General features: G+C 62.2%; 20 protein-coding genes. 8 read left to right on the top strand and 12 right to left on the bottom strand.

Annotation, left to right across the window (positions count from 1 at the left end; translation table 11 throughout):
- Nucleotides 1-4,124, bottom strand: a 4,124-nt coding sequence (locus G473_RS0124115) for a DUF4347 domain-containing protein (protein WP_029015207.1), incomplete at its 3' end; no start/stop codon positions are given.
- A 398-nt stretch (nt 4,125-4,522) separates the two neighbouring features.
- Here G473_RS0124115 and G473_RS29705 point away from each other — a divergent pair.
- The 3 genes from G473_RS29705 to G473_RS0124100 all read left to right on the top strand — a co-directional run bounded on the left by G473_RS29705 (nt 4,523) and on the right by G473_RS0124100 (nt 6,294).
- Nucleotides 4,523-5,188 carry a phage tail protein gene (locus G473_RS29705; RefSeq protein WP_084438636.1) on the top strand — a complete coding sequence of 222 codons (666 nt, stop codon included), beginning with the start codon at nt 4,523-4,525 and terminating at the stop codon, nt 5,186-5,188.
- A 42-nt stretch (nt 5,189-5,230) separates the two neighbouring features.
- A complete protein-coding gene (locus G473_RS0124105) occupies nt 5,231-5,896 on the top strand; it encodes a phage tail protein (protein ID WP_035709275.1) in 666 nt (221 codons plus the stop codon).
- Nucleotides 5,897-5,973: 77 nt separating this feature from the next.
- Nucleotides 5,974-6,294, top strand: a complete 321-nt coding sequence (locus G473_RS0124100; protein WP_029015205.1) for a DUF6916 family protein — start codon at nt 5,974-5,976, stop codon at nt 6,292-6,294.
- Between the two features lie 74 nt (nt 6,295-6,368).
- On the opposite strand, the gene G473_RS0124095 is transcribed toward G473_RS0124100, so the two are convergent.
- Nucleotides 6,369-6,941 (bottom strand): GNAT family N-acetyltransferase, encoded by a 573-nt coding sequence (locus tag G473_RS0124095; protein WP_029015204.1) that lies wholly within the window; start codon nt 6,939-6,941, stop codon nt 6,369-6,371.
- 143 nt (nt 6,942-7,084) lie between these two features.
- Here G473_RS0124095 and G473_RS0124090 point away from each other — a divergent pair, with 143 nt between their 5' ends.
- Nucleotides 7,085-7,747, top strand: a complete 663-nt coding sequence (locus G473_RS0124090) for an SGNH/GDSL hydrolase family protein (protein ID WP_245580333.1) — start codon at nt 7,085-7,087, stop codon at nt 7,745-7,747.
- Nucleotides 7,748-7,790: 43 nt separating this feature from the next.
- Here the strand turns inward: G473_RS0124090 and G473_RS0124085 are convergent, their stop codons facing one another.
- The 3 genes from G473_RS0124085 to G473_RS0124075 all read right to left on the bottom strand — a co-directional run bounded on the left by G473_RS0124085 (nt 7,791) and on the right by G473_RS0124075 (nt 14,491).
- A complete protein-coding gene (locus G473_RS0124085) occupies nt 7,791-10,184 on the bottom strand; it encodes a glycoside hydrolase family 3 N-terminal domain-containing protein (RefSeq protein ID WP_029015202.1) in 2,394 nt (797 codons plus the stop codon).
- Nucleotides 10,185-10,247: 63 nt separating this feature from the next.
- Nucleotides 10,248-12,230, bottom strand: coding sequence for a sialate O-acetylesterase (locus G473_RS0124080; protein ID WP_051330687.1), 1,983 nt, complete (start codon nt 12,228-12,230; stop codon nt 10,248-10,250).
- 137 nt (nt 12,231-12,367) lie between these two features.
- A complete protein-coding gene (locus tag G473_RS0124075; protein WP_029015200.1) occupies nt 12,368-14,491 on the bottom strand; it encodes an alpha-glucuronidase family glycosyl hydrolase in 2,124 nt (707 codons plus the stop codon).
- 511 nt (nt 14,492-15,002) lie between these two features.
- On the opposite strand from G473_RS0124075, the gene G473_RS0124070 reads away from it, so the two are divergent.
- The 4 genes from G473_RS0124070 (at nt 15,003) to G473_RS0124055 (ending at nt 21,626) form a co-directional block, all read left to right on the top strand.
- Nucleotides 15,003-15,731, top strand: coding sequence for a GntR family transcriptional regulator (locus G473_RS0124070; protein ID WP_051330680.1), 729 nt, complete (start codon nt 15,003-15,005; stop codon nt 15,729-15,731).
- A 32-nt stretch (nt 15,732-15,763) separates the two neighbouring features.
- Nucleotides 15,764-16,972 carry a D-mannonate dehydratase ManD gene (gene manD / locus G473_RS0124065; protein WP_029015198.1) on the top strand — a complete coding sequence of 403 codons (1,209 nt, stop codon included), beginning with the start codon at nt 15,764-15,766 and terminating at the stop codon, nt 16,970-16,972.
- A 126-nt stretch (nt 16,973-17,098) separates the two neighbouring features.
- Complete coding sequence (locus G473_RS0124060) at nt 17,099-18,379, top strand: MFS transporter (RefSeq protein WP_245580330.1); 1,281 nt, start codon at nt 17,099-17,101, stop codon at nt 18,377-18,379.
- A 154-nt stretch (nt 18,380-18,533) separates the two neighbouring features.
- A complete protein-coding gene (locus tag G473_RS0124055; protein ID WP_029015196.1) occupies nt 18,534-21,626 on the top strand; it encodes a TonB-dependent receptor in 3,093 nt (1,030 codons plus the stop codon).
- A 113-nt stretch (nt 21,627-21,739) separates the two neighbouring features.
- Here G473_RS0124055 and G473_RS28735 read toward each other — a convergent pair whose 3' ends face one another.
- The 7 genes from G473_RS28735 to G473_RS28725 form a co-directional block, all read right to left on the bottom strand.
- Entirely contained in the window at nt 21,740-22,999 is a 1,260-nt protein-coding gene (locus G473_RS28735) for a type II toxin-antitoxin system HipA family toxin (protein ID WP_035709376.1), read from the bottom strand.
- Nucleotides 22,986-23,294, bottom strand: coding sequence for a helix-turn-helix domain-containing protein (locus G473_RS28730; protein WP_051330678.1), 309 nt, complete (start codon nt 23,292-23,294; stop codon nt 22,986-22,988). Before G473_RS28730 ends, G473_RS28735 begins: the two co-directional genes overlap by 14 nt.
- 253 nt (nt 23,295-23,547) lie before the next feature.
- Entirely contained in the window at nt 23,548-24,303 is a 756-nt protein-coding gene (gene arsH, locus G473_RS0124040) for an arsenical resistance protein ArsH (protein ID WP_029015195.1), read from the bottom strand.
- A gap of 139 nt (nt 24,304-24,442) precedes the next feature.
- Nucleotides 24,443-25,525 carry an ACR3 family arsenite efflux transporter gene (gene arsB / locus G473_RS0124035; protein ID WP_029015194.1) on the bottom strand — a complete coding sequence of 361 codons (1,083 nt, stop codon included), beginning with the start codon at nt 25,523-25,525 and terminating at the stop codon, nt 24,443-24,445.
- A gap of 42 nt (nt 25,526-25,567) precedes the next feature.
- Nucleotides 25,568-25,993: an arsenate reductase (glutaredoxin) gene (gene arsC / locus G473_RS0124030; protein ID WP_029015193.1), complete on the bottom strand. Its 426-nt coding sequence runs from the start codon at nt 25,991-25,993 to the stop codon at nt 25,568-25,570.
- On the bottom strand, nt 25,990-26,496 hold the full coding sequence (locus tag G473_RS0124025; protein WP_029015192.1) for an arsenate reductase ArsC: 507 nt from the start codon (nt 26,494-26,496) through the stop codon (nt 25,990-25,992). Before G473_RS0124025 ends, arsC begins: the two co-directional genes overlap by 4 nt.
- 36 nt (nt 26,497-26,532) lie before the next feature.
- On the bottom strand, nt 26,533-26,955 hold a 423-nt coding region (locus tag G473_RS28725; protein ID WP_342665678.1), incomplete at its 5' end, for an ArsR/SmtB family transcription factor.

Raw genomic sequence — 26,955 nt, 5'->3', positions numbered from 1 at the left:
GTGCCGCCCTTGCCGTCACTGGCGGTGACGACGACGCGCAGATATTTATGCGCATCGGACGTGGTCAGTGTGTAGTTGGCGCTGGTGGCGCCGGAGATCAGAGCCAGATTGGTGCCGGCATTATCGTCAGCGCGATACCATTGATAGGTGAAGGACCGGCCGTCGCCGTCTGCATCGGTCCAGGTGCCGTTGGTGGTGGAGAGCGCGTTGCCGACGGTGGCGGTGCCGCTGATGCTGGGCACAACGCTGTTGACCGGTGCGCTGTTGGTAATGGCGGTATAGGCGGAGGTGGCGGTCTGCGTGCCACCATTGCCATCACTGGCGGTAACGACGACGCGCAAGTATTTATGCGCATCCGATGTGGTCAATGTGTAGTTGGCGTTTGTGGCGCCGGAGATCAGGGCAAGGTTGGTGCCGGCATTATCATCGGCACGGTACCATTGATAAGTGTAGCTAAGTGTATCGCCGTCCGGATCACTCCAGGTGCCGGTGCCGGTGGAGAGCGCATTGCCGACAGTGGCCGTGCCGGTGATGCTGGGGACGACGCTATTGACCGGCGCGCCATTGCTTGTCACCTGCGAACGGGTCGAGGCGGCCGTCTGCGTACCGCCATTGCTGTCATTGGCAGTGACGACAACACGCAGATACTTGCCGAGATCACCGACAACGACGGAATAGGTGCTGCTTGTGGCACCAGAGATCGCCACCTCACCGGTGCCGGTGCTGTTATCGGCCCGGTACCATTGATAGGTATAAGTCAGTGTATCGCCATCGGCATCCGCCCATGTGCCGGTAGAGGTGGACAGGTTGCTGCCGGGTGAGAAGGAGCCCGTCACCGTAGGCACCGCAGAGGCGGCTGGTGCGCTGTTGGTGATGGCGGTATAGGCGGACGTGGCAGTTTGTGTGCCGCCATTGCCGTCATTCGCGGTGACAACGACGCGCAGGAACTTATGCGCGTCGGATGTGCTCAGCGCGTAGGTCGCTGCCGTGGCCCCGCTGATGGCGACAAGATTGGTGCCGCTATTATCGTCTGCCCGATACCATTGGTAGCTGTAGCTGAGCGTATTATTTTCCGGATCGCTCCAGGTGCCACTGCTTGCGGTCAGTGAATTGCCCACCTGCGCCGTGCCGGAAATGGCCGGATTGACGGAGGAAACCGGTGCCTCATTGACGTTGGTCACAGTCACCGAAATGGTTTGAGCGGTGGTGTTGCCATTGGCATCCGTGGCCCGAACGGTGACGACATAAACATTGTTGGAATCGGTATCGGTGGGTGCTTCAAAATCCGGACTGGAAGCAAAGGAGAGCGCAGACCCGATGAGGGAGAATTTCGCCTGATCGGCCCCGCCGATGATGCTGTAGCTCACGGGCTCGGTCGCCGCCAATGTAACGACCGCGCTTTGATTTTCGGCCGCGGAAACCGTGGCGGAAGAGGTGAACACGGGGGCATCCCGGTCCACGGTGCGGGTGGTGCCGGTAAAGCCTGCCGTGATGGCGTTGGAGGCGGCATCCTGGATGCCTGTGCCACTGGAATTCAGGTTCAGCCCCAGCGTGCCGGTGCCGGAAATGCTGCTGACCGTTACGGTATAGGTGCTGCCGGACCCGGTAACATCGCTGATGGTACCGGTGGCGGTGCCGGTGCTGGCCAGCGTGAAGTCACTGCTATTCACGCCTGTGACACTTTCACTGAAGGTCACAGTATAAGAAACGGAGGTCGCATTGGCCCCCGGCGTGCCGGACAGGGCGATGCTGCTGACGGATGGCGGTGTTGTATCAACAACGGTACCCAAGGTGATGGTACTGGTCCGCGCCGTGCTGGTTGTTTCCCCATCATTCACGGTGATTGTCGCCGTCCGGTCACCGGCGGTGAAGCTGCTGGCGCTGTTCTTGTATTGGATCAAGCGGATGACGGATTGGTAATCCGCCAATGACGCCGCCCCGGTCAAAGTGATCGTGGCGCCGTCATTGGAACGCACCGCGATGCCGTAGGTTTTGGCCGTGTTCACCTCTGCTGCGGAGAGGGTGAGCGTTTCGTTTCCGGTATCGGAGATCCCCGACAAGCTGACCGTGGCACCAAGCAGGCGGGTATCGGTGTCGGTCTGCGCCAGATTGGCGTTCGGTGCGATGAGGACGCCGGACGAGGGTGTCCCGCTATTCACCGCCTCGTTATTTCCAGTTCCCGCCCCATTCAGATCGACCGTGGGCTCCCCAGCGTTCCAATGGACTTCATAGGCCCCAAGGTCGAGCGCGCCATCGCGGATGCGGTCGATACCACGGATATCGTAACTCCCGCCGTAATAGCTCGCATTGCTGCTGTTGCCCTGGTTGATGAAGGTGGTGGCGGTTGATGTCGGGCGGTAGTCTCGCAAGCTGAGCGTGGCATTGGTGCTATCGACAAATACCGCGTTGCCGGTTATGTCGCCCTGGTAATTGTTAGAGCCATTGAAGGTGAAGTTGGCAGCGTTGTAAATAATCGCATTCGGATCGGCAAAGCTCGTCCCAGCAAGGTTGCCAGAGTTCCCCGCGATGATCGTGTTGTAAATGTTCAGCGTTGAGGAACCGCCTGAATAGAGGCCGATACCCGCCGTCTTGACACTGGCAGCGCCGGCATCATTGTTGATGTAGCTGTTATTGGCAATGGTGACGTTGCGTATGTTTACCGTATAAGCTGCCGCGTTGTTTTGCACGATGGTGGAGCCGGGGAACTGCGCTGAAGGCGAGCCCATGTTCATGACGTAATTGTTGTCTACAACCAGCGTATTCTCAATCGTCAGTGTTCCGGTCACCTGTGATCGAATGACCGCGAAGCCCGCCGTTCCGGTCACCACACCGACATTTTCACGGAAAACCGAGTTCCGGATCGTCAGGGATGTGGCCGCGGTGGTTGTGGCGAGGGGGTTGTTCAGGTTGTTCCTGAAGGTCACGCCATCTACTTCGAGCGACCCGTTCTGCAGCGTTAGCGCTCCTTGCAGGGCGGATGCCGAATAAAAGCGCTCCATGATCACGTTTTTGACCGTCAGCGTCTTGCCGGCAGCATTGAAGAGGATGCCCCGATAGTCCGCCGACGAGGATGTGTTGTCGCCATTGTCGCCGGAAATCGTGATGTCGGCGATCCCGTCGCCATTCACGTCGCCGTTGATCGTGAAATTTTGCGCCGCTGCCGTCAGAATGGTCGTCGTGACGCCCAGGGAAATCGTGCCGGATGCCAGTGTGGGGTCGAAAACGATTATGTCACCATCGCCCGCGTTCACGATCGCATGGTTCAATGATCCCGCTGCATTCCCGGACGCAGAGGTGACGGTGACGGTTGCGAGCTTGCCGGAGAAAGCCTCCATTGAAGCAAGGGCGAAGGGCGTCGCGGCCTCGATGGCACCCGTTTGCACCTCCAGCGTCCAGTTCTGCTCCGCCGCATTACCGGTCTGGTCGCTGGAAACCGCGACGTCCGCCCCGGTGAGTCGGTGGATTGTCTGGGCGAACGCCTGCCCGACCTCTCCGCTACCCACGTTACAAGCGTAAAACAGGATGTCGCCGCCGGGCCTGAGGGCGGCACCGATAGCCTGGAGATCCTGCCCGCGGTTCGCCAGACCGTCTGCCCAATAGGCGCGGCCGGCAATGTAGAGATGGCCTTCATTGCCATGGCTGACGACATGAACAGCGTCCAGGTCGGACATGCCGGACAGCGCCTCGGCCATCTGGCTGAAGGCCTCGCGATTGGGGTCGAGCAGCACAACCTTGGCGTCGGGGGCGATATCCTTGATCAGCGTCTCATAATCGTTCACCGTCGTGTCGACAAACACAACGGTCCGGACACTATTCTGCCCGGCGTCGGCTGGGGTTGGTGTTGCCGCTTTTTCTGTCAACGCTGCTGTGGTGGCCTTGGGGGCGTCGGCGGCCGGGGGCACCGCATCCTTGATTGCGTGTGCATCGGCTGTGCTTGCCTCATGAGCGTCGCTATGGATATCAGGCTGGACCATTGCGCCCGGATCAGCCGCCGTTGCCACGCCGGCGGCGTCGAACATGAAGCGCGGCTCCAGCGCCATGGCCAGCAACGACGAACGAGCGCTTCGGGTTGTGGTGGATACCTTGCCTGCATCCACACCCTTGGTTATCCGTTTGCCCGCCATAGTACCCCTCCCCAAAACCACGGCTTTCCGACAATAAGCGGGAAGTCGCTGCCAATAGCGTTAATTACAGGCTGGAATAGGTACCATTTTTTTGCTTGCCCAGACAATGGATTCGATAACCTCATGGTTGTGAATGCGTTCACAGTAAGAGCGCTTTCCGCGCGGAACGGCTACCACTTCCGCGTGGGCCCGGCGTCGACCAGCTTGCGCTGCATTGCATAGTGCGGCCTGATAGCAACCTATCATAATTTTGGTATAATATTTTATAAGCTCTGAATTGTAAGTGTGATATATATTTTGGGTCTGAAGCGTCCTGTGTGCTATCCGGCATCCCATGGACTGTCCTTAAGGCGATGTTCCATCCTAACATCAATAGAAACGAGTAAGGGGAGGCTGAAATGGATGTTTTCTTGGGTTTGATTTTCCCATTCGCGGGCACATTTGCGCCTGTATATTCGGCCCAATGTTGGGGGCAGCAATTGCCTGTCAGTCAGTACCAGACACTTTATTCTATCGTTGTGAATCTCTATGGTGGAAATAGTACAAATTTCAATTTACCAGATTTGCGCGGCCGGGTAATGGTCGGTACGGGGACGAGCCCTTATCTGAACAATATCACCCTGAATCCCGGCAATTCTGGCGGGACAGCCAGCACGCAACTCACCGCTCTCAATCTGCCTCAGCATACCCACGGCGCCACTTTCACACCTGGCGGCGGCGGTGGTTCTTCCACCATCAATGCAACTGTCTCAATCCCGGTGGGGACTGCCACGACCGGTACCAATGTGCCGGCTGCCGGGGCCAATTATCTGAGCGGTCTGGAGTTTAGTGATGGCGGTGCCGGGGGCGCGCTGACCGGGCCCTATATTAATAGCAACCCTGGCAATACGTCCTATCTGCAGGGATCGGCTACGGGCAATGTAACCGTATCCGGCGCCAGCGGCACAGTTACTGTTGCGGCTGGTGGTGGGGTGGCGGTTCCAGCAGCCTTTTCCAACCTCCAGCCTTATCTGGCCGTCACCATGTTCATCACTACCACGGGGATCTACCCCATGCGGGACTAAGCCTGTGTCGCTGACCCTATTCGCAATAAGGTGGGGCGAATCATGGACGTTTATATAGGTCTTATCTTTCCGTTCGCCGGTACTTATGCGCCACAATCGACGGCGCAATGCTGGGGACAGACAGTACCTACTAATCAGTATCAGGCGCTTTGGGCTCTTGTTGGGACCCTCTACGGTGGCAATGGTGTTTCCACCATAGGCTTGCCTGATCTTCGGGGCCGTACCCTGATCGGCATGGGGGCAAGCCCTTATCTGAACGCGAATATCCCTATGGGGGCGAGTGGCGGTGTGGCAGCAATCACGCTCAACCAGGGCAATTTGCCGCTGCACACCCATGGTGCCACGTTCACCCCAACCGGCGGGGGGGGCTCTTCAACCATCAACGCCGCCGTTTCAGTCCCGGTCGGGGCTGCTACGAGCGGGGCCAATGTCCCGGTCGCCGGTGGCAATTATCTGAATGGTCTTGAGTTCTCGGACGGTGGTGCGGGGGGCGCGCTGAGCGGCCCTTATACCAGTACCAATCCCGGCAATAACGCATATCTGGTGGGAACGGCGACTGGAAACGTGACTGTTTCCGGATCGGGGGGGATTGTGGTGGTTGCCGCTGGCGGGGGCGTGCCTGCTCCAGACGCTTTCTCCAATCTCCAGCCCTATCTGGCGGTGACAATGTTTATTGTGCTCCAGGGCTTGTTTCCATCCCGCGATTGATTGTGACCTGCGCCCTGGATTCGTAATCAAGCCAGGGCGCAGGCTTGTTTTCCCTCATTACAGGTGGAATGGCATTGATGAGCGTCGATATCAGCACGATGAGCGCGGCGATTTTCCTTCCGCATCTTAATGAAAATTTCCAGTTTCTGTCTCCGGTTGATCAGTCGGTCGTTAAGGAGCTTGAACTGACCACCGTAATCGAAAAACCGGAATTCACCCCCAGAAGGGCGAAGCGGACGGCCTTTACTCTAAGGTTTGAAGCCTTGGCAGAGAATGGGCTTGGCAATGGCACCTATTTGCTTAACCACCCAACGGAAGGGCCGATCGGCCCCCTTTTTGTGGTCAGGACAATCCCGATGGATCCTGCGCGGCCATGCTTTGAGCTGAATTTCAATTGAGCCTTGGGGGCGAAAGAATATTCTTTCGCCCCGAAGCCTGTTCGCCTGCTGTGCCGGGAATGACGGCGGCCCCCTTATCCCGCTGAAGATCCCTGCTGTAAGGATTGGGGCAGAATCTGCGGTGGGAGATGCTGAATGCCGGGATGGCCCGGCGGCAGCCAGATCAATTCCAAAACCGGCGGGGTGTGCGCCAACAGGTCAAATCCCAACCGGTGATAAAACCAGTGAAGACGTGTTTCGGTTTCATTCACCGACAGGGTCATGGGCAGGCGGAGTTGCATTGCCGTGCCTTGCAGGCTGCGGATCAGGCTGGTGCCAATCCCCTTGCCGCGTGCCAGCTTGTGGATTTCCACCTCTGAAATACGCCAGTCATAGCGCCCCAGGTCCATGATGATCCGACCGACGGCCTGCCCCACCTTCTCCACAACAAAATCCAGATGTTGCGGATAGCGGGTTTCCTGCCCTGTCCGTCTGGCACTATATTGCTGTTCGTAAAGCATACGGATGAAGTCGCGGTCATGGTGGGCCTGGGCCAGCCAGGGGCGCGCATCCATGAACAGGCCCAGCAGGAAGGCATCGTCCGACGGGTGGGGATGGCGCATTGATAGCCCATCCAGCAAAGGCAATGTTCCCTGGAAGGCATTCATCGGACATATCCCTGCGGTAGCACGGTCTTTAGTGTTTCATAACCCACGGGTTATGGATAAGCAACCATCCGCGCCGTTCTTTTCACTCTAATATCATGATGTAAATTACGGTGATGGTTCGGGGATATACTTGGCGGGGCCGGATGATGCATAGTCTGTATTTCGTCGGGGACAGCCATGTCCAGTCGTTCGAGATCGCGGCGGCACTGGGGTTGCTCCGCCATCCTGCCCGGTTCCTGATTGTACCTGGCGCAACGGCTGTTGGTTTGCGCAACCCGGAAAGCCAGACCCAGGCCCTTGCTCAGTTCAGGCAGGGGTTGCTGCCCGCCCGGCCCGGTGTGGTCCCGGTGATCCAACTGGGGGAAGTTGATTGCGGCTTTGTCATGTGGTGGCGGGCGCAAACCCACGGCGAATGCCTTGAGGCGCAATTACAGGCATCGCTTGCTGCTTATACTGGTTTTGTCGATTCATTGCTTGAGGTCGGGTACAGCCATCTGGTGCTGACCGGTGCTGTCTTGCCCACCATCCGGGATGGGCAGCAATGGGGACGGGTTGCCCGCGCCCGCCATGCGGTGACCGCCAGCCAGCGGGACCGCACAGATCTCACGATACGGTATAATCAGGCCCTTGCCGCGATGGCGGCAGAGCGCGGCATCCTCTACACCGACATATCGGCCCATGTTCTGGACCCTGAAACTGGTCTGCTTGCCGATCCCTTCCGCAACACCACGCCCGGTGACCATCACCTGCACCCGATCAAGGCCGCCCATCTCTGGGCGGCGGCGATAAACAGTCTGGTGCTGTGAGGGCGGGTAAGGCGGCGGGGCCGTAGCCCCGCCGGACGAAGGGTTAGCCTACCTGCAGGTCCACGCCCTGCAGGTCCACACTGTCAAAGCCCAGCGACAGGGTGAAGCGGCCCGGTTCCACCCGCTTTTTCATCGCCGCGTCCCAGATGGCGAAATCATCGGGGCCGAGGGTAAAGGTGACGGTCGTGGCGGCGCCGGCATCCAGGGCCACACGCTGGAAGCGCTTCAGCTCAATCAGCGGGCGGGTGACGCTGGCGGCCTGATCGCGCAGATAAAGCTGCACCACCTGATCGGCCCGGCGATTGCCATTATTGCGCAGGGTGGCGCTGATCTGCACCTGTTCATCCACCCCGATGGCGGGCTTGGACAGGCGCGGGGCATCCAGCGTGAAGCTGGAATAGGTGAGCCCGAAGCCGAAGGGGAAAAGCGGGGTCACGTCGTCGAACAGATAGCCCCGCCGCGCACTGGGCTTGGCATTATAGAACAGGGGCAACTGGCCGACATCACGCGGCACGGTGACCGGCAGCTTGCCGCCGGGCGACACTCGGCCAAACAGCACATCGGCCACGCCATGGCCGGTCTGCTGGCCCAGATACCAGCCTTCCAGCAGGGCACCCGCCTTTTCCGCCACCATGTTGACGGCCAGGGGGCGACCATTCAGCAACAGCACCACCACCGGCTTGCCCAGCTTGAACAAGGCCTCGGCAAGGTCGTTCTGCCGGCCGAACAGTTCCAGGCTGGCGCGGTCGCCCAGATGGGTCTTGGCCCAGGCTTCGCGGCTCAACTGCTCATTTTCGCCCAGCACCAGCAGGATCGTGTCGGCACTGGCGGCCTTGGCCACCGCTTCCGCGATCAGCTTGTCATTGATGGCGTCGGAGACGGGCACCACCTCGTCGGCCTCCCAGATCCGGGCCTCGGTCAGGCGCACGCCTTCGGCATAATCCACCTTCAGGGCCGGGCCGGCGGCGGCGCGCACGCCGTCCAGCACGCTCACCACTTCGCGTGGCACTTCGCTATAGCCGCCGATCGGCGTGTCGCGGGCATGGGTGCCCACCACCAGCAAGGTGCCGGTGCCGGCCGCATTCAACGGCAGCAGGTTATTCTCGTTCTTCAGCAGGATGATGCAGCGTGCGGCGGCTTCCCGCGCCAGGGCCAGTGCGTCGGGCGTGGCGGTCTGTGCGTCGGCGACCTTGGCATCGACATAGGGGTTTTCAAACAGCCCGGCCTCAAACTTCATGCGCAGCACGCGGCGCACGGCCTCATCGATCCGCGCTTCCGGCACCTTGCCGGCTTTGACCAGGGCGGGCAGGGCGGGGAAGGTTTCCCCGTCCGGCAGTTCCACATCGACCCCGGCTTCCAGGGCGCGGACGGCCCCTTCTTCCAGATTGTCGATCATGGCATGGACGGTTTTCAGCTCCCGGATGGCGAAATAATCGCTGACCACCGCACCCTGGAAGCCCCATTCCTTGCGCAGCACATCATCCAGCAGCCATTTATTGATATGGCTGGGGAGGCCGTCGATCTCATTGTAAGAGGCCATGACGGCACGCACGGGCAGGGTGCGGATGGCGCGTTCGAAGGGGGGGAAGAAATTTTCCCGCAAGGTGCGTTCGGAGATTTGCGCCGGACCGACATTGGTGCCGCTTTCCGGCTGGCCATGGCCGGTCAGGTGCTTCAGCGTGACGAAAACCTTATCGCGGGCCAGCGGCAGGGTTGTGCCCTGGAAACCCCGGATGGCGGCCATCCCCATTTCCCCAACCAGCCACGGGTCTTCGCCATAGGTTTCCTCAATCCGGCCCCAGCGCGGGTCGCGGGCGATATCGACCACGGGCGCCAGCGCCAGATTGGCCCCACGCAGCCGCATTTCCCGTGCCGCGACGCTGAAAATCCGCTCCACCATCGCCGGGTCCCAGGACGATGCCAGCGCGATGGATTGCGGGAAGCTGGTGGCACCGCGCCCGACGAAACCGTGCAGCGCCTCTTCATGCAGCAGCAGCGGGATGCCCAGACGGGTCTGCTCCACGGCCCATTTCTGGGCAGCATTGGCGTATTCTGCCGCTTCACGCCCTTCCCGGTTGATGACATTGGCCTTGGCGCCGGCGGCGATGGGTTCGCCGCTCTTGTCCTTGGTGCCCACCCGGTCACCGGGGCGGGAAATCTGGCCGATGCCATGGGGGAAATTCTTCTTCGCCACGCGGGCGGAGAAGGCGCCCTTGCCATCCTGGATCTTATCCTTCTCCTGCCAGACGCCCATCATCTGGGCGACCTTTTCCTCCAGCGTCATGCGGCGCAGCAGGTCTTCCACCCGCTGGTCGATGGGCAGGGTGGGGTCGCGATAGGCTTCGCGCGCGCCCAGGGCCGGGACGGTGAAACCGGCGGCAGCGCCAAGGGCCAGCAGGCTGCCGCCGAAATGGCGGCGGGACAGCGTCGGGGTCATCAAACTTCCTCCCATCATCTTGTTTTCGCTAATAAAAATCTCAGTGGATTTTTGGTGCCGGGGTCACTTCACCGGCCATTCAAACGGGCCTGCCGGCTGGCGGGCCGTGTCATACAGGTTGCAGATCGGGCTGTCGGCCCAGCAATAGCGCACGCGCACCGCCGGCCCGCCGTCAGCCGCCAGGGTGACGGTATCGCCCTTCAGTGTGGCATCAACGAAACGGCAGCTTCCCGCCGCCTCGCCACATAGTTCAAACCCCAGCGGTCGGTGGTAGGACAGAGCTATCAGGCTGCCGTCAATATCGGTGAACCGCACGGAAATGCTGTCGCCCGTGCGGGTCACGGCGGCGGGCAGCGGGCCGGAGGGGGCGATTTTTTCCCCCAGCACCACCTTGCGCGCCGCACGGACCAGACGCTTGGCGACAATCTGCTTATTGGCGGGGTGGATATCGTACCAGTCACCCACCCCCAGTGCCACGGCCAGCCCGGCGCGCGGGTCGGCGGCGACGGCGGCACGCTGGCTTTCGCGCAACAGGGCCCAATTGCTTTCCACGGGCTTATCCTGCGGATAGCCCCATTCCGGTAATTGCACGATCAGGAAGGGCAGGTCAGCACCAAACTGCCGCCGCCAGCCCGCCATCAACCCCGTCAGCAGGGAGCGATATTGCTGCGGCTTGGCGGTATTGCTTTCCCCCTGATACCAGAGCGCCGCGCGCACCCCATAGGGGCCGATGGGGGCCAGCATGGCGTTGTGGATGGTGGAAAGGCCATCCACCGTGCCCCAGGGCGCATGCGGTGCGGCGCTGACATCGACATTGGCGGGGCGATATTGCCAGGGGGCTGGCAGGGGCAGTTCCGTGCCGTCGGCCAGTTCAATCGCCTGGGATTGGGCCGATCCGTACAGCCCACCATCGCCATAATTATCAATGACGGCAACCGTGATCGTGTTGGCCCCCGGCTTCAAGGTGCCGGGCGGCAGGGGGTAGCGGCGGGGATCGCCGGGGCCGTACAGGCTGCCCACCGGCTGGCCATTGACCCAGGTGACATCCAGATCATCCACCGGTCCCAGATGCAGGGCGGTGCCGGCCTTGGCTTGTTCGGCGGTCAGGTTGATGGTGGCGCGCATCCAGACCAGGCCGTTATAGGCCGCCATGTCCGGCACGCCCCAGCTTTCCCAGGCGCGGAAGCCGGCGGGTGCTTCCCGCCAGCCGTCACCCTGGCCGAAAACCTCAGTCCAGGGCCTGCCCTGGCCCACCGTGCCCCACCATTCCTGCCAGCGGGCGGTGAAGGCCCGCACGCCGTCGATCCGGTTGCTGTCATATTGCGACAGGAAGGAGAGTTCGCGCTGGTAATCACCCTGTTCACGCAGGGCCTGTTCCGGCATCCAGGCCTCGATGGTGGAGCCGCCCCAGGCGCTGTTGATCAGGCCGACGGGCACATCCTCCAGCTTGCGCATCTCCCGCCCGAAAAAATAGCAAACGGCCGACATGTCGCCCACAGTTTGCGGGGAAACCACCTGCCAGCGCACGGGCTTGGCGAAATCCGACCGGGGCGTGATGGCGGTGTCCCGCTCTACCGCCAGATAGCGCATCTTGGGCTGGTTGGCCCGCGGACCGGTCTCGTTATAGGCATCCAGCGCCCGGCGGACCTGGACTTCCATATTGGACTGGCCGGAGCAGAGATAGACATCGCCGACCAGCATATCGGCGGCCGATTGCGTGGCGGTCGCCGTCTTGGCCGTCAGGGTGAAGGGGCCGCCGGCGGCATGGGCGGGCAGGCTGGCCTGCCATCGCCCATCCTTGCCGGCCTTGGCGCTGACCTTGGCATCGCCCAGCGTGACGGTGACGCTTTCCCCCGGCTTGGCCTGCCCCCAGACCGTGATGGGATGGCCCCGCTGCAAAACCCCATGATCCTGGAACATCGGGTGCAGCAGCGGCGCCTCTGCCGCCAGGGCAGGCAGGGGGGACAGGAGGGTGAGGGTGGCGAGCAGTGCGCCCGCGCCAACGCTTGCGGGAAGATGCCAGGCGGCCCGGCCCCTCGCCGTCATTCCCGCGAAGGCGGGAATCCATAATCCGCTCTGTTGTTTGGATTCCCGCCTTCGCGGGAATGACGGAAAAATGGTGTGCACCTTGGAAGACATCTCCGCCAGCACCGTTTTGACCTCCCGCGTCAAGGCCAGTTTCCTCACTTGCCATCTCCCGGCGCGAAGGGGAAGGACAGGGCCTTGTAATAGGCGGCGTCATGCGGGGGTGGGGCTTCCCCCTTGGGCAAGGGCAGGCCGTTGATGGATTGCCAATAGGCGACGCTGGCATCGCGCCACCATTGCGCTTCCTTGCGCTGGATCGCCAGGAAGGCGGCCACTTCGGCATGGCGCGCATCGTCGATACGCCCTTTCAAGCCATCCCAGCGGGTGATCATCCCATCTACGGTGGCAATGCCACGGCCGTAATGATGCAGCAATTCCGCCCACAGGGTCCGGCCCGAGGGCATCTTGCGGTCCCAGCGCACATGGTGGAACCAGAGCAGGAATTCTTCTGGCGTCGTTTCCACCTTGTTGAACCGGTCGGCCAGGGGCTTGGCATATTGGGAGATGGCATCGCTGCCGGTCGCCGTGCGGTCAAAGCCGATGCCGTCCTTCGTGGCGCGGTGATAATAGACCGAGGTCCAGTCCGACCGCGGTCCGCCCTCAACCCAGGGGCCGGGGCCGTAATGATGGCCGCGCCCCATCAGATGGTGCAGGCCAAGCGGCGTCATGTAATCCACGACCGCTTGATGCGACGGCATCATCATGGAAAGGATCGGGTCCAGAATGGCGGGATCGGGGCTGAAGGTGGCGGCAATCCATTCCCGCGCGATGGCTTCCGATGTCAGATCATGGTTCCAGGCCAGACGGCCATAGGCGTACCAGTTGGCCTGATCGAACTGCGATCCCGCCCAGTTACGGTCGGTGCCGATATTGGCCACGCCAGCCATGGCTGAGAGTTTGTGCCCGTCCAGGCTGCCATCCACCACCTTGGCAACAGTGGAACCTTGTTTGGGCCGATAGGTATCGGCATCCAGCACTTCCTTCCACATCGGCGCCAGATAGGCCAGATGGGTGGCAAAGCCCAGATATTCCTTGGTGATCTGGAATTCCATCATCAGCTTGGTCTTCGGCATGGCGCCGAACAGCGGATGAAAAGGCTCCCGCGGCTGAAAATCGATGGCGCCGTTCTTCACCTGCACCAGCACATTGTCGCGGAATTTCCCGTCCAGGGGCACGAACTCATCATAGGCCTGTTTGGCGCGGTCGTCCGGCACCTCGTGGCTATAGACGAAGGCCCGCCACATCACGATGCCGCCATGGGGCGCCATCGCATCGGCCAGCATATTGGCGCCATCGGCATGGGTGCGGCCATAATCCTGCGGGCCGGGCTGGCCCTCGGAATTGGCCTTGATCAGAAAGCCGCCGAAATCGGGGATGCGGGTATAAATCTCATCCACCTTGGCCTGCCACCAGCGGATGACATCCTTGTCCAGCGGGTCGGCGGTGGGCAGGCCGCCAATCTCCTTCGGCGCGGAGAAGCGCGCCGTCAGATAGACCTTGATGCCATAGGGCCGGAACACATCCGCCAGCGCCGCCACCTTTTCCAGATAGGGCGCGGTCAGGATGGTGGCATTGGCATTCACATTGTTCAGCACCGTGCCATTGATGCCGATGGAGGCATTGGCGCGGGCATAATCGGTATAGCGCGGGTCCTTCCAGTCCGGCAGCTTGTGCCAATCCCAGATTGACTGGCCGGAATAGCCGCGTTCGACATGCCGATCCAGATCGTCCCAATGGTTCAGGATGCGTCGGTCGATCTTCGGCACTTCCCGCACATCCAGCGTTGCCGGCAGGCTGCCTGTGCGGGCCAGCCGCAGCAGATGGAAGGCGCCATAAAGCAGGCCGTTGCGCCCTTCCGCCGCCACGATGGTGCGTGGGCCGAAGGTGCGGATGATATAGCCATCCGGGCCCAGGCCGGTCAGGTCCAGCTTCAACGCCCGGATGGCGGGATCATCCGCCAGCCCCAGCAGGACGGCGCCGCCTTTTTCAAGGGCCGGGCTGCGGCCCAGCAGGCCCGTCAGACCGCGCGACAATTCCGCCACGGCCAGCCCCTGCGGATCGGCGGTTTCAATTGTCGCCAGCCTTGTTTCCAGGTGGGATAGGGCTGTGCCGGCCAGCGGCCGCGACCGCAGCCATAGATCATACCCATCCTCTGCGTGAGAGTGGGTCACAAGGCCGGTGGCAAGCAGCAGCCCGACCAGCAGGTTCCGTAGATGTCGCATTCTGCCTCCCTGGCGCCGGCCTTATTTGGGGGCCGGTCGTTTATACTCTTCGCCTTCCCATCCATTTCGGATGGTGAAGGGATACAGGTCCGGTGACAATTTGGTAGCGCTATCAATGTTGGCAACAACGACGCCAACCTTAACTGGTATGGTAGTATACATGATGGCAGGCGACAACCGTCTTAATTGCTTTCGGGCCTGCCGGGCACGCCTTTTTCCCTGTTTCTTTCAACCCCTCATCATGAGGAGCGCCTGCCCTTTGCCGTTTCCCGATGAGGATGTTGTTAATTCATCATTATATATCAATTGGTTGCCAAGGGGGTGGAATGTGCGGGCGGCCTGATGGCAGGTGAGGGCCTCACTGGCACTTCTTTTACCGCTAACATTCGCCTTGACCCATACTGGTATGGTAGTATACATGAATGGTAAGGGCAGCGATGTTGATAGATTGCCCGCCGGAAATCCCAGCCACTGGCCGGGGCGATGGCAAGAATGATGTGAGGGGAGGAGCATGGAACGGGACCAGGAACGGCCCGGCCTGCGGCCGATCGATATGGACAGCAATGAACCGGTGGCGCGCCGCGTCTTCCGGGAGTTGCGCCGCGCCATTGTCAGCATGGTGTTCCTGCCCGGACAGGCCTTGTCTGAACAGGAGGTCGCCACCCAGCTTGGCGTGTCACGCCAGCCGGTGCGGGAGGCTTTTATCAAGCTGGCGGATGCCGGTCTGCTGCTGATCCGGCCGCAACGGGGCTCCTTCATCGTCAAGATTTCGGTGCGTCAGGTGTTTGATGCCCGCTTCGTGCGCGAGGCGGTGGAGATGGCGGTTGTGGCCCGGGCGGCGGCGGAAGCCACGCCCCGGCAGATCGACACCTTCCGTACTGCGCTGAAGCGTCAGGCCGATGCCGTGAAAGCCCGCGACAATGTCCGCTTCATGGAATTGGACGAGGCTTTCCACCGCGATATCGCCCTGTCCGTCGGGTGTGATTATGCCTGGCGGGTGGTGGAGGAAACCAAGATTCAGATGGACCGCGTGCGCTATCTCTCCATGGCCGATGCCACGCCGCTGGGGCGCCTGGTGGATCAGCACACCGCCATCATTGATGCCATTGCCGCGCATGATCCCGACGGTGCCCAGTCGGCCATGCGGACCCATTTGCGGGAAATCCTCACCTCTCTGCCAGAGCTGGAGAAGCGGTTCCCCGCCCTGTTCAACCATGATGTCGGTGACGCGGTTCCCTGAAGCGGGGTCGCCGTGTCCAGGAGTTCCCTTTCATGCGTATCACCAACGCCTATGTCATTGTCACCTCGCCGGGACGAAATTTCGTGACGCTGAAGATCGTCACGGATGAAGGGGTGTATGGCATTGGTGATGCCACGCTGAACGGGCGTGAACTGGCTGTGGCCTCCTATCTGACCGATCATGTCATCCCCTGCCTGATCGGGCGGGATGCGCATCAGATCGAGGATATCTGGCAATATCTCTATAAGGGTGCCTATTGGCGGCGTGGGCCGGTCACGATGTCGGCCATCGCGGCGGTGGACATGGCCCTGTGGGATATCAAGGCCAAGGCGGCAAACATGCCGCTCTACCAGTTGCTGGGCGGCAAATGCCGCGAGGGGGCGATGGTCTATGCCCATGCCAATGGCCGCGACATTGCCGAGGCACTGGACCGCGTTGATTATTATCAGGAAAAGGGTTTCAAGGCGATCCGCATCCAGGCCGGTGTGCCGGGGCTGGACAAGGTTTATGGCGTGGTGAAGGGTGGGGTTTACGAGCCGGCCATCCGCGCCGCCGCGCCCGATGAAACCCCGTGGGCGACGGAACCCTATCTGGATCATGCCCCCAAACTGTTCGAGGCGGCGCGGGAACGGTTCGGCTGGGATTTGCATCTGCTGCATGATGTGCATCACCGGCTGACCCCGATTGAGGCGGCCCGGCTGGGCAAGTCACTGGAGCCCTACCGGCTGTTCTGGATGGAGGACCCGACGCCGGCGGAAAATCAGGAGGCGTTCCACCTGATCCGCCAGCACACCACGACACCCATCGCGGTGGGGGAGGTGTTCAACTCCATCCATGATTGCCGGGAGCTGATCCAGAACCAATGGATCGACTATATCCGCGCGACTATTGTCCATGCTGGCGGCATCACGCATCTGCGCCGCATCGCAGCGCTGGCCGATCTTTATCAGGTGCGCACCGGCTGCCATGGCGCGACCGATCTGTCGCCTGTCTGCATGGGGGCGGCCCTGCATTTCGACCTGTCGGTGCCGAATTTCGGCGTGCAGGAATATATGATGCACAATGCGGAGACGGATGCCGTCTTCCCGCATGCCTACACATATGCCGACGGCTATATGCATCCTGGCGAAGCGCCGGGCCATGGCGTGGATATCGACGAGGAACTGGCCGCGAAATATCCCTATACCCCAGCCTATCTGCCGGTAGCGCGCCTGCGCGATGGCAGCATGTGGAACTGGTAAGGGGGTGACAGGACGGGAAGGGGCCCCCGACCGGCTCCGACTATCTGGGTGGTGAGCAAGACGGGTGGACGGACAGGGGGATCAACCCCCTGGCGTAAACCACCCGCCAGGGATGGGAAACGGGGAATGATGCCTGAAGCAGTACAGGGCGCGCCTGCGCGCCTGGGTCGGCGATGGATCGTGGTGGCGCTGCTCTTCACGGCCACCGTGATCAATTATGTCGACCGCCAGATGCTGGGACTGCTGAAGCCGTCGCTGTCGGTTGAGTTCGGCTGGACGGAGACGGATTATGCCGACATCGTCTTCGCTTTCCAGGCCGCTTATGCTGTCTGTTACCTGGCTTTCGGCCGGTTCATTGATGTGATCGGGGCGCGCTGGGGCTATGCCCTGGCCTTCACGGTCTGGAATCTGGCCCATATCGCGCATGCCGCCGCCGCTACCCTGGTCCAGTTCATGGCGGCGCGGATTTTCTTAGGGGCGGGTGAAGCCGGGAACTTTCCCGCCGGCCTGAAAGCGGTGGCGGAATGGTTTCCCAAGAAGGAACGGGCGTTGGCGGTCGGCATCTTCAATGCCGGGGCCAATATCGGGGCCATCATCACGCCGCTGGTTGTGCCCGCCATCACCTTTGCCTGGGGCTGGCAGGCGGCCTTCATCATCACCGGCGTGCTGAGTTTTGCCTGGCTTGTGGCATGGCTGGTTTTCTATCGCAGCCCGGAACAACATAAGAGCGTCAGCGAGGCTGAGCTTGCCCATATCCGGTCCGATGCCCCCGATCCGGTGGGCAAGGTGGGGTGGGGGCTGCTGTTGCGGCGGCGGGAAACCTGGGCCTATGCCCTGGCCAAATTCCTGACCGATCCGGTCTGGTGGCTGTTCCTGTTCTGGCTGCCGGATTTCCTGCACCGGATGTATGGGCTTGATCTGAAAGGGTTTGGCCCGCCGCTGGTGGCAATTTACATCCTGTCCGACGTGGGGTCGGTGGCAGGCGGTTGGCTGTCATCGCGGATGATGCGCGGTGGTATCGGCATCAACCTCGCCCGTAAAGGCGCCATGCTGGCCTGTGCCTTGTGCGTGCTGCCGGTGATCTTTGCCACATCGGTCAGTGATCTGTGGCTGGCGGTGCTGATCCTGGGTGTGGCCACGGCGGGCCATCAGGGTTTTTCCGCCAACCTGCTGACCCTGCCGTCCGATCTGTTTCCCCGTGCCGCTGTGGCATCGGTGGTGGGGATCGGCGGTATGGCGGGGGCCGTGGGGGGCATGCTGATGTCCAAATTCACCGGCTGGATTCTGGATACGACCGGCAGTTACACGCCGATCCTGCTGGTGGCGGCCGGGGCCTATCCGCTGGCCCTGGTCTGCCTGCATTTTCTGTCGCCGCGTCTGCGGCCGGCAGCAACGGATGGCCCCTGACAGGGCGAACCTGTCAGGGGTCTTGAGACGGTGCCGTCCCTTAGGGGACGGGAAAAGCATCGTAGTTTTGTTAGCGCTATCAAGTTCCTGTGCAAAAGCCTCATGACAAAAACCGGTCCGCCCAGGCGGACCATATCCAAGGGAGGGGACGAGCATGAAGAAGCGTTTTAACCAGTCCAACCATCGCCCGGCCAAGGCATTGCTGCTGATGGCCACCTGCCTTGCCGGCGGTTTTACCACCAGTGCGCAGGCGCAGACGGTTTCCGGCAGCAACAATCCGGAATTGCTGGAGGAAATCGTGGTGACCGGCTTCCGGTCCAGCCTGGCTAATTCCACCAATGCCAAGCGCAATGCTACCGGTTTCCAGGACAGCATCTTTGCCGAGGATATCGGTAAATTCCCCGATACCAACATCGCGGAAAGCTTCAACCGCGTTCCCGGCATCACCATCAACCGTGAAGTGTCGGGCGAAGGGTTGAACATCGCCATCCGTGGCCTGGGCACCAACTTCACCCGCGTGCTGCTGAATGGCGCCCCGGTGGCGGTGGCCTCCACCGGTCGTACCGACGCGCAAAGCACCAACCGCGAAGTCGATCTGGACATGTTCCCGACGGAGCTGTTCAGCCAGTTGACCGTATCGAAAAGCCCGAATGCGGGGATGGTGGAGGGCGGTGCCGCCGGTACCGTGAATATGCGCAGCGCCCGGCCGTTCGACAGCGAAGGTCCGCGGGTCAGTTATTCCGTCCAGGGCACCAAGAACAGCAATGCCGACAAGTGGGGCGGTCGCACCTCGGCGCTCGCCAGCAATACCTGGGGCAAGTTTGGCGCGCTGATCGGCGTGGCCGCCGTGCGCAACCAGGTCAGCACACCGGGTTTTGAGACCATCGGCTGGACCAATGCCAACCTGTCAGCCGCGCAGTGCGGGGCAACGACGGGCTGTAACACCACGGGCGGCGGCAACTGGACCATTCCCGCCACCGTGCCGGCCAATGCCGGCAATGGCCTGACGACGGGGGCAACCCTGGACCGCGCCGCCTTGCTGGCGCTGAATCCGGGGCTGACGATCCAGCAGATCGACAATGCCATCATCCCCCGCCTGGGCCGTCCGGCGGAAGTTTTCGGTACCCGTGACCGTATCAATTCCGTCGTCGCGCTGGAGTTGCGGGCGACCGAGGATCTGCATTTCTATATTGACGGCATGTACGGGAAGAAGAAGAACGACCTGGAACGCGTCGACATGAACTGGGTCGGCCGCAATGGCGCCATGATCCCGATCAACATGACGGTCGACCGGGAGGATTGCTCCGCCGGGTGCGTGGTGACGGGCGGCACCTTCGCCAATGCCCAGTTTTTCCTGGAATACCGGCCCTTCATTGAAGAGACTGAATTCTACGGCATCAATCCGGGCTTTGACTATCAGATCACTGACAATCTGAGCGTCGACCTGCAGGTCAATTACACCAAGTCCACCTTCCATCGTGAATCGCCCACCGTTGGTCCGTTGACCCCGGCCAGCTCTGGCGTGACGGTGGAATATACCAACAATGGGGGCGTCCCCAGCATCGTGCCGAATATCGACCTGAATGACCCGGCGCAGTTCGCTTGGACAGGCGGTCGCGTCAATATGCAGGACGAACGCCGTGAGACGGAGACCAAGGGCGTGCGCGGTAACCTGACCTGGGGCCAGGATACGCTGAACCTGCGGGTGGGTGCCGCCTATGATGATGTGACGCGCCGGATCAGCGCCTATGACAACAGCGATCCGTGGCAAGCGGCGGTTTGCGGCAACAACCCTTCGGTTGTTTTACCGCGGCCTAATGGCCAGCCGCCCTGCACCGGGCTGAACCAGCCGGGCACCACGACGCCGGCTGGTTTCCCGACATATCCCGGTTACGGCACCGGCTATTCTGCGGGCATGCCGCCGATCAGCTATGGCGGCTCGCTGATCCCCAGCAGTGCGCTGGCCAATTATCTGCGCCCCGGCAAGTTCGGCTTCCTGACCGTGGATTGGGACAAGTTCAAGGCCGACAGCAATTATGATGAGTTCCACGACAATACGCCGGAGGCTGGTTCTTCCAATACCGGCGCGGCAGGTGGCTTCATCGGTGAGAAGACCCTGGGCGCGTATGGCGAGGTGAATGGCATCCAGCAGGTCGATGGCAATGACCTGCGCTTCAATATCGGCCTGCGCTGGGTGCAGACCGATCAGAAGGTGGGTGGTCGTGTGTCCTTGCCAGATCCGCGGAATTCGCTTCCCAACCCGCCCGGCGGCCAAGTGCCGGACGGTGCGAGCTATCCTGCTGTGGTGAATACCACCTATATCAGCAACAAGTATGATAACTGGCTGCCGTCGGCGTCTGCCGCCTACAATGTCGCCGAGAATGCGGTTGTTCGTGCGGCCCTGTCCAAGACCATGACCCGCCCGGACCCGAATGCCCAGTTGCCGGGCCTGAACTTCTCCGGCCCGTCGGCGGATGTTGGCACGGTGGGTAACTCGGCCCTGTCGCCCTATATTTCCGAGAATATCGACCTGGGCTTTGAATATTATACGGGTCGTGAGGGCTATATCGGTGTTGCGGCCTTCCGCAAGTCGATCACCGGTTTCACCGTCAATGGGTCCACCACCGTGCCCTTCACGGCGCTGGCGCAATATGGTGTGACCTATGACAGCCTGTCGGCAACGCAGCAGGCAGCCATCAATGCGCGCGGCGGCCCCAATGCGGCGACCGTGGTGCTGCAGCAGCAGGTCAATGCCGAAGGCCGGTTGAAGGTGAATGGTCTGGAATTCAACTGGGTCCAGCCGCTGGACTTCCTGCTGGAAGATTTCGTGCCTGGCCTGGGCTTCCTGGCCAATGCCACGATCATCGACCAGAAAGGCAGCGGTGCCGCCCCGGCCGTGGCCATTGGTGTGGCGGATTACACCTATAACGTGACCGCCTATTATGAGCATGGCGGCATTTCCGCCCGCATCTCCCAGACCTTCACGAAGGGGTCGCAGTCCAGCGGCAGCAACCAGAATAGTATCCCGGCAGCGGCCCTGTTCAGCGATGATTACCGCCAGTGGGACTTCTCCTCCAGCTTCGACCTGGATGAGCTGACGGGTTACAAGGGCCTGCCCCAGCTCACCTTCGATGTCACCAACCTGACCAAGGCCAAGCAGCGCAGCTACTTCCAGTTCGAGAATGCGACCTTCACCCAGTATGAGCCGGGTCGCACCTTCATGATTGGTCTGCGCGGCCGGCTGTAAGCCTGTTTGCGGACACTCCCCAAGGGCCGGCCCTTCACTCTCCTCCTTGCCGGCCCACTGCGGCCCATCCTTCGGGGTGGGCCGCTTTTCTTTTTCAGCGCCCTATCACCCCGTCATCCTTTCCGGAAAGGCCGGGCCGCCCTTTCCAGGCCGGCGGTGATCTGTGCAGCACTGGTTTTCGTCACCCCGGCAGCCTCAGCGATGGCGGGCCAGCGGGCGGTGATGTCCAGCACCTGTTGCACCACCTGCCGCACAAAGGGGCGCGGCACATCCGCCAGATCAGCCAGCCGGTTCAGGTCGGCCGGGCCGGGCTGGCGCGCTTCCCCGGCGAAATCCATCTGATGTTCCCCACCAGGGCCGCTGGCAAAGGTCAGGTCATAAACGGGGGACAGGCGCCAGCGGCCGCTTTGGTCCATGATGAAACTATGCTGTTTGGCATGGTCGTCGCGGTTATGGGCCAGCAGGTTGAAAACAGCGCGGCGGAAGGCTTCCTTCACCTCCCCTGCATCGCGGGTTACCTGCCGCGTCGCCAGCAGCAATTCCCGATAGCCGATCAGGGTCAGGCCCGGCGGGGCCTCCAGGATGGCGCACAGGCTTTGCACATGGATGCGCACCGCGCCGTCGCGGTCAAACCGTCTGGCGGCGAAGAAGCCGGGCCCGTCCGGTGCCGTGATCAGCTTGAAATCCGGCACGCGCAGGCCTGCCTGCCGGGCCATTTCCATATAGGCCGTCTCCACCGGGCCGATATCTTCCATATCCTCCCCGGCGGGGAATTTCACGATCCAATGGGTGAATCCCGGCGGCAGCACCTGTTCGCCATGGACCAGCGCGCCGGCGCCATCCAGCCCGACCAGCACCTTGGGTCGCGCCCCGCCGGGGGAGCCGCCAAGGCGTTGCAGCAGGGCCAGCGAGGGTGCCTCCTCCCCCGCCAGCAGATGCAGGGCGTCGCGCGCCAGGGTGGGCAGGTCGATCCCGCCATCGGGGGCGGCCTCCGGCTCCATCGCCGGGCGAAAGGTCAGTGCGCCGATGCCCAGTTCACCAATCCCGGCCAGCCGGTCCAGCGGGGTCAGGCGGGCGGTGGTGATCCCGTGCCGGGCAGCCCGCCGGTTCAGCAGCAGCCGGCCCCAGCTATCCGGCAGACTGTCGGCGAACAGGCCATGCAGCCCCTCGAACCGGTCGGTCTGCGCCCGGATAATGCCGGGGCGGGGGGGATAGCTGCCGGCGGACAGGTCCAGACCGCTGGCCAGATAAGCGGGGTCGGCCTCAAACAGGGCGCGGCCCCGGTCAAATGCCAGCCGTCCCACGGGCAGCCGCCTTCCTTCGCCCCAATCCAGCGTGACGGCCAGCGGCGTGGCGGGATCAAGAAGCCGCATGGCGCACCCGTGCCGGCCGGCGCCGGCGGCGCAACAGATCATCCAGGGATTCTGCTTCCTCCACCGGCTGGAAAAGCTGCTGGAAGGCGGCGGTTGCCCCCAGCACGGCGGCGGCACGCAGGAAATTTTCCAGGCTGCCGGCGCCCTGCCGTTCCATCAGCCGATAGGTGGATAGCGGAATGCCCGACCGATCGGCCATGTCCTGCTGGCGCAGCCGCTGCTGGATACGCAGATCCCGCAGCCTGCCGCCAATGGCCACGCACAGCGCGGAGGAGGGTTCTTCAAGCGTCAGCATATTATCACTATACCGCATAAATAGGAGATTAGTGATAAAATATTGCTGTTTATGAAGGGGTGGTGTTTAGAATACGATATCGTAATAAAGCATATTTTCCGTGATCATTCCGCTGCCGGTTGGTTTTTCCGTCTCTCACCCCCTCCCTGCAAAGGGCCGCCGAGCCCCGCCAGCAAGGGTGCCGGCAGCCGGGCGGGTGCAGCTTTATCCCGTTTCAGGGGCGAAAGGGTGGGCTGGCGTCGTGTTCTGCCGCTCAGCGGGGGGCCGCGCCGCCGGTGGCTAATGTCGCCAGATCATGGGCGGGGTCGATGGGCCGCCCTTCCTCCCGCCGTTCGGAATAGCGGTCCACCAGCGTGGCCGTATGCGGGCGCAGCAGAACGGTGAAACGCACCAGTTCCTCCATCACATCCACGATCCGGTCATAATAGGCCGATGGTTTCATGCGGCCGGCCTCGTCAAATTCCTGAAACGCCTTGGCGACGGAGGACTGGTTGGGGATGGTGACCATGCGCATCCAGCGGCCCAGGATGCGCAGGCTGTTCACGGCATTGAAGCTCTGTGATCCGCCCGATACCTGCATCACGGCCAGGGTGCGCCCCTGCGTGGGGCGGATGCCGCCCATGGCCAGGGGCAGATGGTCGATCTGCGCCTTCATGATGCCGGTGATCTGGCCGTGGCGTTCGGGGCTGCACCAGACCTGGCCTTCCGACCAGATGGCATGGTCGCGCAACTCATGCACCGCCGGATGGTCATCGCCCTTCACCTGATCGGGCAAGGGCAGGTCACGGGGGTCGAAGATGCGTGTTTCGGCCCCGAAATATTCCAGCAGCCGCGCCGCTTCTTCCACCGCAAGGCGGGAGAAGGACCGGTCGCGCAGGGAGCCATAGAGCAGCAGGATGCGCGGCTTGTGCCCCAGCGGCCCCAGCCCTGCCGCTGGTTGCCGGTGGGCATAGGCGGGGTCCAGGGCGGGCAGATGGGTGGGATCGGTCAGCACGCGCAGACGGGACATCAAGACAGCTCCTTATACCAGTGGCATGAAATCTTGACCGTTGGTCAATCTTTCCTGCCCCTCAATCGCCGGCGCCAGCATCCGCTGGCTCGGGCGCGCCGCACGAGCGGCGCGGCGGCGGTCGCAGCATTACAAACGGTCATGAATTATGCCCGTTGGTATTACCCGGGGCCGTGGTGGGATACCAGCGCCGGCCCAGCCACAGCGCCAGTTGCACCATCAGGATCAGCACCGGCACTTCCACCAGCGGGCCGATCACGGCGGCAAAGGCGACGGGGGAGGCCAGCCCGAAGGCGGCGATGGCGACCGCGATGGCCAGTTCAAAATTATTGCCGGCGGCGGTGAAGGCCACGGCGGTGGCGCGGGGATAATCCGCCTGGATCAGCCGCCCCATGAAGAAGCTGACCAGAAACATGATGAAGAAATACAGCGTCAGCGGCACGGCGATGGCCAGCGCATCCAGGGGCAGCCGCACCACATCACCGCCCTTCAGGCTGAACATGGCGACGATGGTGAACAGCAGCGCCGCCAGGGTCAGGGGGGAGATACGGGGCAGGAACCGCCCCTCGTACCAGCTTTCCCCCTTGGCGCGGATCAGGGCCTTGCGGGTGATGAATCCTGCCAGGAAGGGCACACCCAGATAGATCAGCACGGCTTCCGCGATGGTCGCGAAAGACACGTCGATCACGCTGCCTTCCAGCCCCAGCAGCGGCGGCAGGAAGCCCAAGAAGAACCAGGCATAGACGCTGAAAAACAGGATCTGGAAGATGGAATTGAACGCCACCAGCCCCGCCACATATTGGTTGGAGCCACAGGCAAGCTGGTTCCAGACCAGCACCATGGCAATACAGCGCGCCAGCCCGATCAGGATCAACCCGGTCATGTAATCGGGCTGGTCGGCCAGAAAGATCACTGCCAGGGCAAACATCAGCACCGGCCCGATCACCCAGTTCTGGATCAGCGACAGGGCCAGGATGCGCTTGTCGGCAAAGACCTGGGGCAGTTCCTCGTACCGCACCTTGGCCAGCGGCGGATACATCATCAAAATCAGGCCGATGGCGATGGGGATATTGGTGCTGCCCACCGACAGCCGGTCCAGCGCCGCCGGCAACCCGTCAAACAGGCTGCCCAGGGCCACACCCAGCGCCATGGCGGCGAAAATCCATAAGGTCAGATACCGGTCCAGGAAGGACAGGCGGCGGGCGGGGGCGGCTTGGCTCACGATGGGTGACCTTCGGAACAGGTTTGGCAGGGCGGGGCCGGATCAGCGCAGGCGGTTGCCGGCCGCGTCCACCACGGCCTCACCATCTTCCTTGGTGAAGGCGGCTTTTTGCGCGTCGGGCAGGATATCCAGCACCTGTTCGGACGGCCGGCACAGGCGCACGCCCAGGGGCGTGACGACGATGGGCCGGTTGATCAGGATGGGATGCGCCATCATGGCGTCGATCAGGGCCGCGTCGGTCAGGGACGGATCATCCAGCCCCAGCGCGGCATAGGGCGTGCCCTTTTCCCGCAGCAGGGCGCGCACCGGCACGCCCATGCGGGCGATCAAATCCACCAGCGTTTCCCGCGTCGGCGGGTTTTTCAGATATTCGATCACCGTCGGTTCCACGCCGCTATTGCGGATCATGGAAAGCGTGTTGCGGGACGTGCCGCAGGCGGGGTTGTGATAGATGGTGATGCCGGTCATGCCAGGGCCCCCTGCTGTGCCATTTCCATCAGCTTGCGCTTCAGGGCCATCCGGTCCAGGGACCCCAGGGGCAGGCTGATGAAAAGCTGCAGCCGGCGCTGGATCTGGCGAAACACATCGGCGGTGAAGGCGGCCTTCTCCGCATCGGTGCCCGTGGCGCTGGACGGGTCGGGGAAGCCCCAATGGGCCGTCATCGGATGGCCGGGCCAGACGGGGCAGACCTCCCCCGCCGCACTGTCGCAGACGGTGAAGATGAAATCCATCTGCGGCGCATCCGGCCCGGCAAACTCATCCCAGCTTTTGGAGCGGAGCTGCGACGTCTCATGGCCCAGATGGCCCAGCATTTCCTTCACATGGGGGTTGATGCGGCCCGACGGCTGGCTGCCGGCGCTATAGGCGCGGAAGCGGCCCTTGCCCTCACGGTTCAGGATGCACTCCGCCATGACGCTGCGGGCGCTGTTATGGGTGCACAGGAACAGCACATTGAAAACGCGTTCAGACATGATGTTTCCCCTGGGGCGAAGCCTCGGTTGGGTCTGTTATTCCGGACAATCCGGGGTCCCCCGGCAATCGGTTGTGCAGGCTGGCAGTGGCGTGGGGCCGCAAAGCTCCGGCCGGCCCTGACAGCAATCTTCCATCATGAAGGCGATCAACCGGCGGGTGCCGTCATAGTCGGTGGCATAGAAAATCTGCCGCTGCACCCGCCAGGACCGCAGCAGGCCCGCCCGTTCCAGGATGCCCAGATGGTGCGACAGGGTAGACGGCGCCACCCCCAGCCGCGCCGCCACCTCCCCCGCATGCAACCCCTCATGCCCCACCTGCACCAGCAGACGGAAGATGGAAAGCCGCGTTTCCTGCGACAGGGCGGCGAAGGCTTCTATGGCGCGTTTTGATTCCATATTTTGACGATAATCGAAATATGTGGGCGCGTCAAGTCGGGGCCCTGTGATGAACCCGGCACC

The organism is Niveispirillum irakense DSM 11586 (genome assembly GCF_000429645.1).
Taxonomy (GTDB): Bacteria; Pseudomonadota; Alphaproteobacteria; order Azospirillales; family Azospirillaceae; genus Niveispirillum; species Niveispirillum irakense.
This window is presented reverse-complemented; position numbering and strand designations above follow the sequence as displayed.

Excerpts from the sequence above, each read along its gene's own strand:
- G473_RS0124090 (WP_245580333.1), top strand. The coding sequence starts at position 7,085 with ATGATGCATAGTCTGTATTTCGTCGGGGACAGCCATGTCCAGTCGTTC.
- G473_RS0124100 (WP_029015205.1), top strand. The coding sequence starts at position 5,974 with ATGAGCGTCGATATCAGCACGATGAGCGCGGCGATTTTCCTTCCGCAT.
- arsC (WP_029015193.1), bottom strand. The coding sequence starts at position 25,993 with ATGACCGGCATCACCATCTATCACAACCCCGCCTGCGGCACGTCCCGC.
- G473_RS29705 (WP_084438636.1), top strand. The coding sequence starts at position 4,523 with ATGGATGTTTTCTTGGGTTTGATTTTCCCATTCGCGGGCACATTTGCG.
- G473_RS0124080 (WP_051330687.1), bottom strand. The coding sequence starts at position 12,230 with ATGACGGCGAGGGGCCGGGCCGCCTGGCATCTTCCCGCAAGCGTTGGC.
- G473_RS0124095 (WP_029015204.1), bottom strand. The coding sequence starts at position 6,941 with ATGAATGCCTTCCAGGGAACATTGCCTTTGCTGGATGGGCTATCAATG.
- G473_RS0124055 (WP_029015196.1), top strand. The coding sequence starts at position 18,534 with ATGAAGAAGCGTTTTAACCAGTCCAACCATCGCCCGGCCAAGGCATTG.
- G473_RS0124105 (WP_035709275.1), top strand. The coding sequence starts at position 5,231 with ATGGACGTTTATATAGGTCTTATCTTTCCGTTCGCCGGTACTTATGCG.
- G473_RS28730 (WP_051330678.1), bottom strand. The coding sequence starts at position 23,294 with ATGCTGACGCTTGAAGAACCCTCCTCCGCGCTGTGCGTGGCCATTGGC.
- arsH (WP_029015195.1), bottom strand. The coding sequence starts at position 24,303 with ATGTCCCGTCTGCGCGTGCTGACCGATCCCACCCATCTGCCCGCCCTG.
- G473_RS0124025 (WP_029015192.1), bottom strand. The coding sequence starts at position 26,496 with ATGTCTGAACGCGTTTTCAATGTGCTGTTCCTGTGCACCCATAACAGC.
- G473_RS0124085 (WP_029015202.1), bottom strand. The coding sequence starts at position 10,184 with ATGACCCCGACGCTGTCCCGCCGCCATTTCGGCGGCAGCCTGCTGGCC.
- G473_RS0124060 (WP_245580330.1), top strand. The coding sequence starts at position 17,099 with ATGATGCCTGAAGCAGTACAGGGCGCGCCTGCGCGCCTGGGTCGGCGA.
- G473_RS28735 (WP_035709376.1), bottom strand. The coding sequence starts at position 22,999 with ATGCGGCTTCTTGATCCCGCCACGCCGCTGGCCGTCACGCTGGATTGG.
- G473_RS0124075 (WP_029015200.1), bottom strand. The coding sequence starts at position 14,491 with ATGCGACATCTACGGAACCTGCTGGTCGGGCTGCTGCTTGCCACCGGC.
- G473_RS0124070 (WP_051330680.1), top strand. The coding sequence starts at position 15,003 with ATGGAACGGGACCAGGAACGGCCCGGCCTGCGGCCGATCGATATGGAC.
- manD (WP_029015198.1), top strand. The coding sequence starts at position 15,764 with ATGCGTATCACCAACGCCTATGTCATTGTCACCTCGCCGGGACGAAAT.